The organism is Bdellovibrio sp. HCB274 (assembly GCF_047306075.1).
Taxonomy (GTDB): domain Bacteria; phylum Bdellovibrionota; class Bdellovibrionia; order Bdellovibrionales; family Bdellovibrionaceae; genus Bdellovibrio.
The window spans coordinates 3,168,069-3,181,078 of the sequence record NZ_CP178623.1; the positions used below are offsets into that span (position 1 = coordinate 3,168,069).

15 protein-coding genes are annotated in these 13,010 nt (G+C 47.4%); 8 read left to right on the forward strand and 7 right to left on the reverse strand.

Annotated elements, in window-relative coordinates; translation table 11 throughout:
• Position 1: 1 nt before the first annotated feature.
• Genes rsmA through pal form a run of 5 tightly spaced genes read right to left on the reverse strand, consistent with a single transcriptional unit; the run spans position 2 to position 3,386 of the window.
• Positions 2 to 826: a 16S rRNA (adenine(1518)-N(6)/adenine(1519)-N(6))-dimethyltransferase RsmA gene (gene rsmA, locus ACLWNV_RS15335; RefSeq protein ID WP_413585316.1), complete on the reverse strand. Its 825-nt coding sequence runs from the start codon at positions 824 to 826 to the stop codon at positions 2 to 4.
• Positions 823 to 1,857, reverse strand: a complete 1,035-nt coding sequence (gene tsaD / locus ACLWNV_RS15340; protein ID WP_413587644.1) for a tRNA (adenosine(37)-N6)-threonylcarbamoyltransferase complex transferase subunit TsaD — start codon at positions 1,855 to 1,857, stop codon at positions 823 to 825. The genes rsmA and tsaD overlap by 4 nt, the downstream gene beginning before the upstream one ends.
• A 9-nt stretch (positions 1,858 to 1,866) precedes the next feature.
• Positions 1,867 to 2,562, reverse strand: coding sequence for a tetratricopeptide repeat protein (locus tag ACLWNV_RS15345; protein WP_413585317.1), 696 nt, complete (start codon positions 2,560 to 2,562; stop codon positions 1,867 to 1,869).
• Entirely contained in the window at positions 2,559 to 2,870 is a 312-nt protein-coding gene (locus ACLWNV_RS15350; protein ID WP_413585318.1) for a DUF4398 domain-containing protein, read from the reverse strand. Before ACLWNV_RS15350 ends, ACLWNV_RS15345 begins: the two co-directional genes overlap by 4 nt.
• Before the next feature lie 15 nt (positions 2,871 to 2,885).
• Positions 2,886 to 3,386 (reverse strand): peptidoglycan-associated lipoprotein Pal, encoded by a 501-nt coding sequence (pal, locus tag ACLWNV_RS15355; protein ID WP_413585319.1) that lies wholly within the window; start codon positions 3,384 to 3,386, stop codon positions 2,886 to 2,888.
• A gap of 304 nt (positions 3,387 to 3,690) precedes the next feature.
• Here pal and ACLWNV_RS15360 point away from each other — a divergent pair, with 304 nt between their 5' ends.
• The 7 genes from ACLWNV_RS15360 to ACLWNV_RS15390 all read left to right on the forward strand — a co-directional run bounded on the left by ACLWNV_RS15360 (position 3,691) and on the right by ACLWNV_RS15390 (position 8,189).
• Entirely contained in the window at positions 3,691 to 4,533 is an 843-nt protein-coding gene (locus ACLWNV_RS15360; protein ID WP_413585320.1) for a hypothetical protein, read from the forward strand.
• Positions 4,534 to 4,661: 128 nt separating this feature from the next.
• Positions 4,662 to 5,174 (forward strand): hypothetical protein, encoded by a 513-nt coding sequence (locus ACLWNV_RS15365; RefSeq protein WP_413585321.1) that lies wholly within the window; start codon positions 4,662 to 4,664, stop codon positions 5,172 to 5,174.
• A gap of 136 nt (positions 5,175 to 5,310) precedes the next feature.
• Complete coding sequence (locus ACLWNV_RS15370; protein WP_413585322.1) at positions 5,311 to 5,583, forward strand: Flp family type IVb pilin; 273 nt, start codon at positions 5,311 to 5,313, stop codon at positions 5,581 to 5,583.
• Positions 5,558 to 5,956: a hypothetical protein gene (locus ACLWNV_RS15375; RefSeq protein ID WP_413585323.1), complete on the forward strand. Its 399-nt coding sequence runs from the start codon at positions 5,558 to 5,560 to the stop codon at positions 5,954 to 5,956. The genes ACLWNV_RS15370 and ACLWNV_RS15375 overlap by 26 nt, the downstream gene beginning before the upstream one ends.
• On the forward strand, positions 5,953 to 6,672 hold the full coding sequence (locus ACLWNV_RS15380; protein ID WP_413585324.1) for a hypothetical protein: 720 nt from the start codon (positions 5,953 to 5,955) through the stop codon (positions 6,670 to 6,672). The genes ACLWNV_RS15375 and ACLWNV_RS15380 overlap by 4 nt, the downstream gene beginning before the upstream one ends.
• 111 nt (positions 6,673 to 6,783) lie before the next feature.
• Positions 6,784 to 7,311, forward strand: a complete 528-nt coding sequence (locus tag ACLWNV_RS15385) for a hypothetical protein (protein ID WP_413585325.1) — start codon at positions 6,784 to 6,786, stop codon at positions 7,309 to 7,311.
• Between the two features lie 8 nt (positions 7,312 to 7,319).
• Entirely contained in the window at positions 7,320 to 8,189 is an 870-nt protein-coding gene (locus ACLWNV_RS15390; RefSeq protein ID WP_413585326.1) for a hypothetical protein, read from the forward strand.
• On the opposite strand, the gene ACLWNV_RS15395 is transcribed toward ACLWNV_RS15390, so the two are convergent.
• Positions 8,186 to 9,457, reverse strand: coding sequence for an amidohydrolase (locus ACLWNV_RS15395; protein ID WP_413585327.1), 1,272 nt, complete (start codon positions 9,455 to 9,457; stop codon positions 8,186 to 8,188). The genes ACLWNV_RS15390 and ACLWNV_RS15395 overlap by 4 nt on opposite strands.
• Before the next feature lie 54 nt (positions 9,458 to 9,511).
• Positions 9,512 to 11,704: a hypothetical protein gene (locus tag ACLWNV_RS15400; RefSeq protein WP_413585328.1), complete on the reverse strand. Its 2,193-nt coding sequence runs from the start codon at positions 11,702 to 11,704 to the stop codon at positions 9,512 to 9,514.
• A gap of 194 nt (positions 11,705 to 11,898) precedes the next feature.
• Between ACLWNV_RS15400 and ACLWNV_RS15405 the strand changes: the two genes are divergently transcribed.
• A complete protein-coding gene (locus tag ACLWNV_RS15405; protein WP_413585329.1) occupies positions 11,899 to 13,008 on the forward strand; it encodes a response regulator in 1,110 nt (369 codons plus the stop codon).
• Positions 13,009 to 13,010: the final 2 nt, after the last annotated feature.

Here is a 13,010-nt window from a genome sequence, read left to right on the forward strand (position 1 = left end):
CCTACTCAAATCCAAACTTGTGATAAAGCGTTACGAACTGCGCTGGACTTAACTCCTCGGCCCGGGCTGTTTCCGGGAAACCCAGTTCTTTCAGCCACTCTATCAGTTGTTCTTGAGTTACATTTCTTTGCCCCAAAATACCAGCCAAATTTTTCTTCAATAGCTTACGGCGCTGGGCAAAGGCCATTTTAACGAAGGTCAGGAAGGATTTGTGGTTTTTCACTGCACTTGTAATGCGCGTGAATCCCAAAACGCGGCTGGCCACTTTGGGTGGAGGCGCAAAATCCCCAGGTCCCGCTTCTGAAACTATGTGAATGTTCCAGAAAGTTTGTGCGATCACACTTAATAACCCATAGTGCTCGTCACGGGCTGGCGCCTTGATTCTTTGTGCGACTTCCTTTTGAAACATCAACACCATGTGAGCGACACCGTGGTCCTCCATGGAGCGGTCAATCACGATATTCGAGGAAATCTGATACGGAAGATTTGAAACAAAAACCAATTTTTTGTCGTTAAAAAACTGCGCCCAATCCATACGAAGGGCATCTTGTTCGTGAACAGTCAGCCCTTTATTACGCCAGTATGCTGCAATCTCGCGATCCAGCTCCACCACTTGCATCGGCACATTCATTTCCAAGAGCAAGTCAGTCAAAGCACCGGGACCAGGTCCCACTTCAACCATGTGTTCCGGTTGAAAGGCTTTTACCTGATCGATGATACGATTAATAACCACATCACTGACTAAGAAGTTTTGGCCCAAAGATTTTTTGGCTTCGATGCCCAGTTGTTCCTGGGCTTTTTTTAAACGTTCGCGGGCGTAACTCATTTGAAATCCGATTGAAGTGCGTGAGGTGATGGACCTAAATCAATTTGCGAAGTTTCACCGCGAGCCATACGAAGCGCACCCGCATAACCGATCATCGCAGCGTTATCCGTGCAATATCTCAGTGGCGGAATCACCAGACGCAGACCTTTTTTTGCAGCCCACTCTTCGGCACGGGCACGCAGACGCGAGTTCGCACTCACCCCGCCCGTTAAGATCACACGTTTGGCTTTAAAAACTTTTGCAGCACGGTCCAATTTAGCAATAAGCACATCAACAATCGCTTCCTGGAAAGAAGCGCACAGATCCGGCATTTGCGCCTTCACTTGTTCAGGTCCTAATTGCTGAATCATTCTTTGGCCCGAGGATTTCAACCCCGAGAAACTCATATCGAATGTGTCGTCGTGAATCATACTGCGCGGAAATTCAAACGCCTGCGGGTTCCCCTGCTTGGCCATTTGATCGACTTTCACACCACCTGGAAAACCCAAGCCGGCCATTTTCGCAAATTTATCAAAGCATTCACCGGCCGCATCGTCCTTGGTAGCACCCAGCACGCGGTACTCGCCCAATCCCGTGATCAGATACAAACTTGTGTGACCGCCACTGATGGCCAAGCCCACATAAGGATAATCAAAGTCCTCTGGCGGAGCATACTGCGCGTCTCTTAAAAACGGCGCCAGCAAGTGACCTTCCAGGTGATTCACTCCTAAAAATGGAATGTGTTTGGCTTGTGAAAGTGATTTGGCTGTGACCAATCCCACGATCAATGCACCCACTAAACCTGGGCGGTTTGTGACGGCAATCCCGTGAATATCGGACCAGTTCATGTTGGCTTTTTTAAAGGCTTCCTCGATCAAAGGAATCAGGGCGATGGAGTGATTGCGAGCCGCGATTTCTGGAACCACACCGCCATAGGCTTCGTGCTCCAGATCCTGAGAAGCGGACACCACAGAATGCACCCAGCCGCTGCGATCCACGATCGCAACAGAGGTATCATCACAACTGGTCTCTATCGCTAATACTCTTTCAATCACTTTTTCTTATTTCATACCCTTCAATCGGATCTTAGCACGACGAGCTTCATCTGACTTAGGAAATTTGCTTAAAACCTCATCAAAAAAGGTTTTAGCTTCGTCTTTCATGCCCAGTTCCTGAAAGGAAACACCGATTTTATAGGTAGCATCCGCAAAGTGAGTCCCCTTCGGAGATTCATCACGGTATTTTTGGTAGGACAAGATCGCCTGTTTCCAGTCTTTCTTATTGAAATGCTCTTGAGCCACTTCATAAGAACCGCGTTTGGATTTTTCCACGGCTTTTTCAGCCGCCGCTTTTTCGGCTGCTGCTTTTTCCGCAGCTTCCGCCGCCTGACGACTGGCGTTCATGGCATTCAGTACTGCCGCCTGCTGGTAAATCTGATTTTCCATTTTGGTCAGACTTTCCTGCAAAATTTCGACTTTTTTGGTCAAAGCTTCATTCTGCTGTTGAGCGGCCTTTAATTGTTTTTCAAGGTTTGCGTTCTGCTGATTGTTTTCAACCACATCAAGGCGGCCATTCAAGGCACGCATTTGCTCTTGCAGGTCAGAAACACGTTCACTGGCATCAGCATTGGCTCTTTGCATAGTGGTTACTTGAGATTGATAAACTTGGCGTTGCTCGTTGTTGCGAACGTCGTTGCGAGTTTGCAAACAGCCGGTCATGAAAAGAGAAATGGCAGCCAAGGCAGCAAGTAACTTCATAAGATGTCTCCGGTCTTTTGACGAATCAGACGAGCTGAGTTCTCTGCTTTTTCAGCAGCGAAGCGGGCTCTGATAAATTGTTCTTTAGCGCGGGCAAAATCACGGTCGTTATAGAAAATTCGACCTTTGCGATAGGCTTCTTCAGCCTGATGCCAGTAACCTGGCGAATGACGGGCGGCTTGAACTGAACGGGCTGCATCGATAGCAGCCCGTGCAAGTGAGTAGTCCTCGATGGGCGCAGGGACCGTCTGGCATCCAACCATCACCGAAAAAATCAAAACTCCGATGAGTAATCTGGCCAATGTCACTGCGACCCTACTTTACTACTGAGCAGGTACGAAGTTAGCGCGGCGGTTTTTGCCCCAAGCTTCTTCAGAGTCACCGTTAGCAACTGGTTTTTCTTTACCGTAAGAGATAGTGCTCAAACGGTCAGCTGCGATACCCAAAGAAACCATGTAAGCTTTAACAGCGTTAGCACGACGCTCACCTAGAGCAACGTTGTATTCGATAGTACCACGAGAGTCACAGTGACCTTCGATTTGTACTTTTACGTTACCGTTCTTTTTCATCCAATCAACGTTTGTTGCGATATCTTTTTTAGAAGCCGCATCAAGGCTGGATTTATCGTAACCGAAGTGAACTGTTACAAGTCCATCGATTTTTCCAGAGTCAGAACCTGCTGGATCAAAGCTCATTGGCGTTGATTCAATTGCAGTGTTACCAGTTGGAGAAGTTTGAATGTTTGCATCTGATTGAGTTTGTTTACCTTTACAACCAACTACCATTGCACATGCAACAAGACCGAAAGCCAATTTACGAACCATGATGTCCTCCTATGAAGTTCATATAATTTACATTAAAAACTTTAATTTATAGCGGCTCATTGTCAAAGCTTTTGCTTTCTTTGAGTGTGTTGCGTTGATGTAAATGTCGTGGAGTGAGACGAAAATGTGCAGAAACTTTTATTTAGAGTCTTTGCTAGTAGCGAACATCACAAGCTCAACTCCCTCTGAAAACGCGGCTCCTGGATCATCAAACGTGCTTGCAAATCCCGCATAATGCCAAGCAGCAGGACCTTCGTCACAAAACTCCCGCCTGGCTCGGTACTTGAAGTTATCCAAAGACAGAATGAAGAAAGCATTTCGTTACCGCCTTATTCACTTTTGGGAAAGCACCGCAGTGCCCTTATTGGGCGCCTTGGGCGGTGCTTCGACAGCGCGTCTCACTTTGAGACACTGGCTGCCAGTGCTATTGGTAGCTTCATTGCTTTCCGTCCACTCCCAGGCAGCTCCCCTTTGTTCTGAAGTTTTCACTGAAGAACGCATTTCAAAACCTCTGATCACCGAGCGAGTGGCGAAGAATGATTTCACCACCAGCCGCGGCCTTGAAGACTACGTTTTAGAGCTGCATCCCGATTTTAAAACAAGTCTTTCCAAACTCACTGCCAACCAGCACTGGGTGGATCTTGGAGCCGGCAAAGCCACGGCCCAAGTGCAGTTTTTGAAGTCATTCAGCAACAACAGTTCAATGCCTCAGATGACTGCGGTGGCTTTCAAACTGGATCGCTGGTTTAAGCCCTCATCCTTTCAGGGAAAACTAAGCGTTCAAGAAGGCGCTTTTGAAACCATGCCCACGGCTTCCTGGAAAAAAGTGGATCTAATCACCGACGTCTATGGAGTTCTTTCTTACACTGGCGACTTTGCCGGAGCCCTACAAAAATCTGTTGATATGATGAATGTTAAGGCCGAGCTCTACTTCCTTGCACTTCCCTGGGGTTACCAGTTCAACAAAAGCACAATCCAACAAAGTCTTCCGGAATTTCTAAACAGCATTGAAGGACTACGGGTCGAAGAGACTCGCCCGGGACAATTCAAAATCACAAAAACCAAAGAGTCGGTCATGATTCCGCAGCTGGAGCTGGTTCGCTACACCGATCAGGCTCCCCCAATTCGCGTTTTCCGATATAAATAAGCCTTCTCACCCTGCGTCGCAGCGAGCCAGACTGCTCTGCCTTGACAAAGAGCGGTACCCCCCAAGATTATTGAGGATAATGACAACAAGCGGCCAGGAATGCTGCTTATTGTATTGGGGGAATGTCGATGGAAAAAATCAGCTGGATTAAAGAACTTGTGAAAGCTGAACAGCAGATGGAAGAGTCCGGGCTTGTGGACATGAGCTTCGGTTTCGATTCTGACAAAATCATGGTCACTGAATCGATCCAATTCCTTCTGGCTTTGAAGACAGAGTTTGTAGACTCTTCTTCAGCGTTCAACGAACTAAAGCCATCCGCTTTGGGTCGCATCAAGATCTACGGTATCGCAAAAACTCACGCAGACTTCATGTTGTTCCGTAACGGCTTCAAAATGATCTTTTCATTGAAGGGCCCGGGACAAATCAGCGTGCGCTTTAACTTCATTGGTACAAACTATATTCCAACTCCAGGCGCCAGCGATGCTCAAGCCACAACTACAAATGTTATGGACGAGCACATTGTTGAAGCTAAATGGGGAGCGTTCGGTGAGTTGGTTTGGACTTACCAAAACCAGCCAGTAAAACTGGAATACATGGTTCGCCACTATCTGACTTTGTTCATCAAGGAAAGTTCTAAATAGATTTCTAAAAGGGAGCCCAAAGCTCCCTTTTTTTATCCCGCTTTATCCGCATCTGTCCGGACCGCGAGCCGTTTCTTTCGGTTTCAGAAACAACAGTCCCGAACGACCCTTGCAACAGCCTCCCCACGGAGGTTCTATGACTAATTCTAAAAAACTTATTAAAAACAACAAGGGCCAGGGACTGATCGAATATCTGATCATCGTCGCCATCGTTGCTGTTGGCAGCATCGCCGTCATCAAACTGGTGGGTGCCAATATCGACGTGCAATTTGCAAACGTTGCAAAGGCCCTGGGTGGCGAATCCGGTAAAATCGCTGCTAAAGAAGTCACCGACGGAGTCTATAAGAAACGCGACTTCGGAAATTTCTTTGAAGACGCCGTCAATGACAAATCTTCCAAAGGCAAATAAGGGCCAGGGAGTGCTGGAGAGCGTTTTGGTTTTGCCGGTGGCCGTGGCTTTCATCACCCTGCTGTTTTTTTCAAGCTATCGAGCCATGGTCTACTTTTACGCCGACCATGCCCTGCATGAAGCAATGATCTGCACGTATGCGGATTCCATTTCATTCTGCGAAAACGAATTCGCTCAAAAAATAAAACGCCTGACACTGAAGAACGAAAACGTTTCGATTCGTCTTTCAAAGTCGGGCGGCCAAATTAGATATCGTCTCAACGGGATTGTCGAAATCACTTCTCCCTTGAAAAACTCTGGCTTTGAGCTTTCGCGGTTTTTAAAAATTCAGATCCGCAAGCAAATGCAATTTCCCCTAAAAGGATCTTCATGAAACCTTTCAATCAAAATGGTTTTGCCCTGGCAATCATGGTTCCATTACTGCCAGTGATCCTGGCTTTCGGAATCATGTCCTATGCTGCTTTGGGTTTCATGCAAATCGACCAAAAGTTTACTCACGCCTGTCGCAGTGGTGCCCTTACGGGACAGGAGAAAGCCGGAAAACAAATTGAAGCTTTGTTAAAGTTAAATCCCAAGGCGCAAAAACTAATTCAAAGTTTGAAACAAACTGAACAAGCCCTTCTTGCCGCCGCCGGAAACCCCGTCGCGACTGCCGCGGCGGCAGCCAGAATCGCCTTGATCACCGCAGCCCAGTCGGTTCTGCGAGTTCGCCAGGAACAAATTATTTTACAAGGCAATCTGGCACTGCAACTAGCGCAACAAAAAACGGCTTCGCGCCTTCGCCAAGTACGGGCAGAAATGAACAGCTATGACAGTCTATTTACGTCGCAGACGATGACTTCTTCTTCCTTGGCTCCCCGATTGGCCGTCACCCCGGACGGTCCGGACATCGCTCCGACCTACCGAACTCTTCCCGATATCGAAAATCGGCAGGCGCTGGTGCAAAGCTGGCAATACCAGTTGCGTACTCCCCGCCACTTACGGGGATTTCTAAACGGCGATTTCAGCTTTAAAAAATCATGCTCGGTCACAGTGACTGCAAAAGGAAATTCATGGATGCCAAAAATTCAAAGGGACAGATTCTTATAGAGACCTGTCTTTTCATGTTTTTCGTTCTGCTGATCTTCTGCATTGGGTACAGCAAATTTCAAGCGACCAGAAATTCGCGCGACAACAACCACTATCAGGGGATCAAAAGCTATGAAAATATTAAACACAGAAATCAACAGTTCCAGTTTTCAAAAACTGTCTCTGATTAACCGCCTCCGTGACCTCAAGTTCGAACATAAACTTCTGGTCGCTGGCTTCATCATCATTGGTGCTATCACTTTCCTGAATCAAAAACCGGAAACAGCGGTTGCTCCCCCTGAAGAAATCAAACCCGAATCCGTCGATACGTTTATTCCTCGGGGTCTTGTTTTGATTCCGCTGGAACTGGCAAACGCCGAAGCGTTAAGTTCGATCATGGGTGACATGGGTGGAGTCGTGGATCTTTATCTGGCATCCGATGAAAAACGCAGCGGTGGGATCATCGTTGCATCCCGTGTGAAACTGGTGCGCGCGCCTAGAAATCCGGATCAATTCGCAGTTTTGGTCAGGGAAGCCGATGGCAGAAAAATTCTGCAAAAGAATGGTCCCTTTTTCGCCGTTGTTCAAAACCCTGATGTGCGAGGCGCCAATCTTGCCAGGGAGAACCAGAACGCCGTAAGAATCGAATACTCAAACTAGGAAATATTATGAAACAGATTATTTTCTTTTTCATCGCGTGTTTCGCGGTGGCGCGCAGTCATGCCAGCGTTGTAATTCAAGCTGCGGGCGCAAGTCCTGAAGGCTATCGGGAGTTTTTAAAGGAACATCCTGCGATGAAATCGCACAGTCAGTATCAATCTGAAAAACGCAGCGAAAATCCACGTCAGGAAGAGGATCTTTTTCGAATTGCGGAAAGTATGGATGCCCCAGCGGAGTTGATCACCACAAACTTAAGTAATACTGCCAACAACAGTGTACTTAGTCCGACTTCTTTGAATTTTCTTTTTGATCTGACAACCAAGCTTTTGGAGAGATCTGACTTTAAAAACACTCAGCCAATCAAAATCTTGAATTGCAAGGCGCGGGCTCTTTTGGAAATCCCTTTGGAAAAATGCCGAAAAGTTACCGTGGACTTTCAGGCAATCAATCGGCAATGGCCTTTTACTTCAGTCCTTATGATCGAGTCATCGGCTTTTTCTTTAACTACCGCTTCCCATTTGGAAATCTCTGACGAAGCGGTCTATCAATTTACGTTACTGTCTGACACTCACAAGACCGTGGTGTTTAAGGGTACTTACTCCCAGTTTATGCAACAGCATTTTGCGGCAGAACTATTGGTTGAAGGCTCCTGCCGGGGATTTACGGCGAGCACTGACGATTTTGAAATTATAAATTCGGGCACGGCGTTCTTTAAAAAAGACTGCGTTCAGCCCATCAACAATCCGAAGACTTCATCATCATTTTCAGAATGGGTTCAAAGCAACAAAACCTGGGTTTATCCTGCGGGTTTACTTCTGATTGGTGGAGCAATTGCTTACGGTCTTAAAGACAAGACTCTGGTTATTACCAAACCCTAAAGGCCCAAGTCCAAAGTTTTTCCGTCAAAGACGACTTCCTGGATTTTATCACCATCGATGACGGTCCAAGAATCCGTGTAAGTCGCATCCGGATGCCCATGATAAACACCAAGATCTCCGGTAAAGCGTTTGATGCGATCTTTGGGGCTTTCCTCCAAAGCATGACGGTTTGCAAAGAAAGAACTCGGTTCTATCGGACTGTCGCAACCGAATGAAATCGGAATCTGCGCATTTTTCAAAGCTTCCCAAGGAAATGCATAGGAATACAGTCCACGAAGCTTTTGCTGCAACCACTGACGGTCGCTTAACCAGTGGCAAGGCTGCATGTGACAGCGCACGTGCAAAGGCTTCATCATTTGAATTGTTTCCGGGCGCAGCACTTGCGCATGCTCCAGATTCAAACGTCCAACAAATCCTTTTGCAGAAACCGCGCGCGCCACCTTCACCATTTGGTGGGCAGCTTCATCCCCAATCGTGTGAACGGATACTTCCAGGCCTGCTGACCAGGTTAGCTTCAACAGCTCTTCAGCATCTTCCAAAGACCACAAAGTTTTTCCGTAATTATTTCCCTCGCCATTGTAAGGGCGGGACAACAAAGCGGTTTCTGATCCTAATGAGCCATCATAGAAAAATTTGATACCTTTAGCGCGCAACAATCGGCTTGGAGTTTTTTTGGCCGTCAGCACAGAGGCGATAGCGCCGTCCAATTGTTTTAACTCGTGTACGGTGTAGTTTTCCTCAATGGCCAGGGTCAGCTCATTCGCCTCTTCCATTTCGACCAACAGATTCCACAGGGAATCGGTGCAGGACATGTCGCGAATATGTGTAAAGCCTGCGCGGTTATACAGCTTGCATGCCGCCAGAATTTGCTGGCGCTGCTGAGCTTTGGCAAAAGGCGGAATTCTTTCGAAACTTTGCAGATGGTCTTTTTCTGATAGCAATCCTGAATCGGACTGCAATCCTAACTCTTTCAATGCAGCTGAATTCACCCATGCGGTGTGACCGTCGGCGCGACACAGGTACACTGGATAATTCGGAAAGATTTCATCCAGCTGCTGCTTGTTAGGAAGCTTTTTATCAGCCCACTTATTTTCATCCCAGCCAAAGCCCACCAACCAGCCGCCGCGAAATGCAGTCTTATCCTGCAAAGAAACGTAACGAACTGCTTCCGCACTGGGAAGATCGAATAGCATCAGGCCCGTGGCGAATTCACCGGTCGCTAAAAAGTGAGTATGACTGTCGTAAAGACGCGGGATCTTTAAATGCATAAGGCCCTCTATTTTACCAGAGGGCCTTATGTTTTTTAAGTTTTAATTTCTAAATTAGCGACCTGTGCCGACGCCAACACCCGTTCCAGTTGTTCCTGTGGGAGCTGGAATCGAACCTGGCACCGTTACGCCTCCACCAATCGGTGTCGTTGCTGTACCGCTGCCACCCATGATCACACCACCTGGCATCGTCGTCGTGCTGTAAGCACCTACTGGATAGTAGCCAGATGAACCAGAACCACCGATGTAACCCGTGCTACCCGAGAAGGCGCCGGATTGGATGTAATAAAGTTTTTGTTGCAGGTTCATGATCTCTGAAACCACGCTCGCAGAAGCCTGCTGACGTTGCATTTGAGATTGCATGTAAGCCTGTTGTTGCGCCATCGCAGATTGATATTGTTGCATCTGCATTTGCATCATTTGCTGTTGCATCTGCATCATACCCATATCACCCGCGTAACCGCTGGACATCGCACCCATCATTGAGCCCATATAACCAGCCATGCCGCCCATATAAGAGCCCATCATCGAACCCATATACATGCCACCGCCAGCAATACCGCCGACCATCGCACCCGGATAAGCCATTCCACCACTGTACATGCCGCCCATATAAGAGCCTGCCATGCCTCCCATCATGGAACCCATCATACCACCTGGGTATGCGCCCATGAATGCTCCACCGCTGGCAATACCACCAACCATCGCACCTGGATAAGCCATGCCGCCGCTGTACATGCCGCCCATATAAGAGCCCATCATACCGCCCATCATGTTACCCATCATCGAACCCATCATAGCGCCTGGGTATGCACCCATGTACATGCCACCGCTCGCCATGCCGCCGATCATCGCACCTGGATAAGCCATGCCGCCACCCATGTAGGTGCCCATCATGTTACCCATCATATTACCACCCATCATGGAACCCATCATACCGCCTGGATATGAACCCATGAAACCGTTGGCAATACCATTTACGAAACTAGCTCCACCGTTAGCGTATGGACCCATGCCCATACCCCAAGGACCGGCAACACCCCAAGGACCCATGCCAGGAGCATAAATACCACCACCCATTTGAGCGTATGGATTCATCATACCCATTGCATATGGGTTACCCCACATGCCAGTACCGTTTGCACCACCGTATGGACCGTACATACCGTAAGGACCACCGTTTTGACCGTAACAACCAAAGCCACCAGCACCGATACCGCTGCTCATTTGAGCACCGTAAACACCACTACCACCAGCGAATGCCTGAGTCAGACCCGTCGCCATATATGGCATACCACCCATCCAATAAGGAGTTGGGTTCATCGGATAACCAAGGTTTGCAGCCGCATCCACAGAATATTCGTTAGCTTGTTTACCCATGTACATACCAAGGATACCCATACCAACATTGGCGATAACACTCGTCCAGTCAGTTTGAGGTTTCACATAGCGATAACCGTTACCAGTTGTCGCACAGTCACCTGTCGTACAGATACCTGCTTCAGTGGTACCACGTTGGGCATCTTGTCTTGCCTGAAGAGCGTCTTTACGCGCGTCTTTCAAATCATCTTTTGCATATTCAATAGAGCGATCGATCGCCTCGATATCATCACGAAGTCTGTTCGCTGTTTGTACGGACTTACCGTAAGCCGTCAAAGACTTCTTACATTTTTCAGTATTACCAACACGACGATCTTTGTTTTGGAATTTTGGAGTAACGCAAACACCAGGGTTTACGGAACCACGTTGATTTCTGTTACATACATAGTTACGGCCACCATCAGTACCATTCCACTCTACCGGAGAGAAACTGCCTGCTGTGGATTTACCTTCATCGTCCTGTGGCTGAGCTTCGTCTTCACCCATGTCCGCTGTTACGATGGGACCATTTGGCATATAGCCCTGGTATTCGCTGCAGGAACGTGAATTGTCCATATGCTCATAAAGAGTTGAAGAATAATCAGAGGAAATAACGTCGTCGATATCGCGCTTTGCATACTTCATGTCGCGTTCTGCTTTTTGCAGCTCACGTTTCTTTTCTGCTTTGTCTTTTTGCATTTGCGCGATGGATTGCTGAATTTCACTAACAGCATCATCTTCAGATGTCGCAGCCTGACCGGCACCGTAGTTATAAGGACATGCCTGCATACCGCCCGCTAATCCCACACCGTACATTTGAGCTTGTGCATTCACTGCAAAACCCAAAACAATTGCCATTGGGGTTGCAACGCGAATCCATAATTTCATACTCGATCTCCTGAAAATAATAAGCACTATTCGTTTCACTTATCGTCAGGAATGGACGGAGACTTGACTCAAAATTGATCACTCCCGACCAAAATATGAGTAAACTGGACCAAGCTCGTCGTCCTCCATGACAACTAAAGTACCTCTCGAAAATACTTTGCACTCGTACATTTCAAATCCTACACTACCTTCATATGAGCAAGCACACAATTCTTTGTGTTGACGATGAAATTGACAATGTCGAGGCTTTGGAACGGTTGTTTCGCAAGAAATATACTGTACTAAAGGCCACATCTGGAAAACAGGCCCTGGAGATTCTCGACCAACATCGAGGCCCCTTGGCTTTGATCATCACCGATCAACGAATGCCCGAAATGACAGGAGTGGAGTTTTTGGAAAAAACTCTGGATTCCTATCCTGAGACAATTCGCATTCTATTGACTGGCTATACCGATCTGGAATCCATCATCACAGCTGTAAATAAAGGTCAGATTTTTCGCTACCTGACTAAACCCTGGGATCCCGTGGATCTTTCAAACACCGTGGATCACGCGGTGGAAAGATTTGAACTGGGTCAGCAGTTGAAGTCCCGCAACTCCGAGCTGGCCAAGGCTTTGGAGGAATTGAAAAGTCTGGACGTTGCAAAATCCAACTTTATGATTTTGATCAATCACGAATTGAAAACTCCGCTGACTTCTATACTAAGCTTTTCCGCTTTGTTAAGTGAGTCGTCACTGGCTGATGAAGACAAGCTGATGGTGAATCGCATTTCTCGCAGTGCGGACCGTTTAAAAAGTCTGGTGGATGATGTTCTGTTAATCGTGCGTGCGGAAACCAATCAACTTAAAATTGATGTGCAGAACGTGGCCTTTTCAGAATTCGATGAACTTCCAAAAGAAGTTGTGCATCTGCTGAATCAAAAACAGCTTAAAATTAACAGCGACATTTCCCCAATGGGAGTATTGGCAGATGTGCGCTTGGTAAAACAAGTTATGCAACGCTTGATTCACAATGCTGCCAAGTTCGGTCAGGAATCCAGCGAGATCGAAGTTAAAGTCGCTGCCGACGGCAACGTGGCTCGATTTTCCGTTTCCAACAAAGGCCCTCACCTCTCCACGCGAGTCATCGATAAAATCATGAAACCATTTTATATCGATGAAGATGTCATGCACCACTCAACCGGCACGGGCTTGGGTTTGACTATCTGTCAGGCCATCCTAAAAGCACACAAATCCCAGTTGCAGTTCAATAATACAGATCTGGGAGTGATGGTATTTTTCGAGCTTCCGCTGGCTAATCCGTAGAA

Bases quoted from the DNA above. Each gene is read 5' to 3' on its own strand.
- ACLWNV_RS15365 (WP_413585321.1), top strand. From the start codon at position 4,662: ATGGAAAAAATCAGCTGGATTAAAGAACTTGTGAAAGCTGAACAGCAG.
- ACLWNV_RS15400 (WP_413585328.1), bottom strand. From the start codon at position 11,704: ATGAAATTATGGATTCGCGTTGCAACCCCAATGGCAATTGTTTTGGGT.
- ACLWNV_RS15395 (WP_413585327.1), bottom strand. From the start codon at position 9,457: ATGCATTTAAAGATCCCGCGTCTTTACGACAGTCATACTCACTTTTTA.
- ACLWNV_RS15370 (WP_413585322.1), top strand. From the start codon at position 5,311: ATGACTAATTCTAAAAAACTTATTAAAAACAACAAGGGCCAGGGACTG.
- ACLWNV_RS15345 (WP_413585317.1), bottom strand. From the start codon at position 2,562: ATGAAGTTACTTGCTGCCTTGGCTGCCATTTCTCTTTTCATGACCGGC.
- ACLWNV_RS15380 (WP_413585324.1), top strand. From the start codon at position 5,953: ATGAAACCTTTCAATCAAAATGGTTTTGCCCTGGCAATCATGGTTCCA.
- ACLWNV_RS15360 (WP_413585320.1), top strand. From the start codon at position 3,691: ATGAAGAAAGCATTTCGTTACCGCCTTATTCACTTTTGGGAAAGCACC.
- pal (WP_413585319.1), bottom strand. From the start codon at position 3,386: ATGGTTCGTAAATTGGCTTTCGGTCTTGTTGCATGTGCAATGGTAGTT.
- rsmA (WP_413585316.1), bottom strand. From the start codon at position 826: ATGAGTTACGCCCGCGAACGTTTAAAAAAAGCCCAGGAACAACTGGGC.
- ACLWNV_RS15385 (WP_413585325.1), top strand. From the start codon at position 6,784: ATGAAAATATTAAACACAGAAATCAACAGTTCCAGTTTTCAAAAACTG.
- ACLWNV_RS15390 (WP_413585326.1), top strand. From the start codon at position 7,320: ATGAAACAGATTATTTTCTTTTTCATCGCGTGTTTCGCGGTGGCGCGC.
- ACLWNV_RS15375 (WP_413585323.1), top strand. From the start codon at position 5,558: ATGACAAATCTTCCAAAGGCAAATAAGGGCCAGGGAGTGCTGGAGAGC.
- ACLWNV_RS15405 (WP_413585329.1), top strand. From the start codon at position 11,899: ATGAGCAAGCACACAATTCTTTGTGTTGACGATGAAATTGACAATGTC.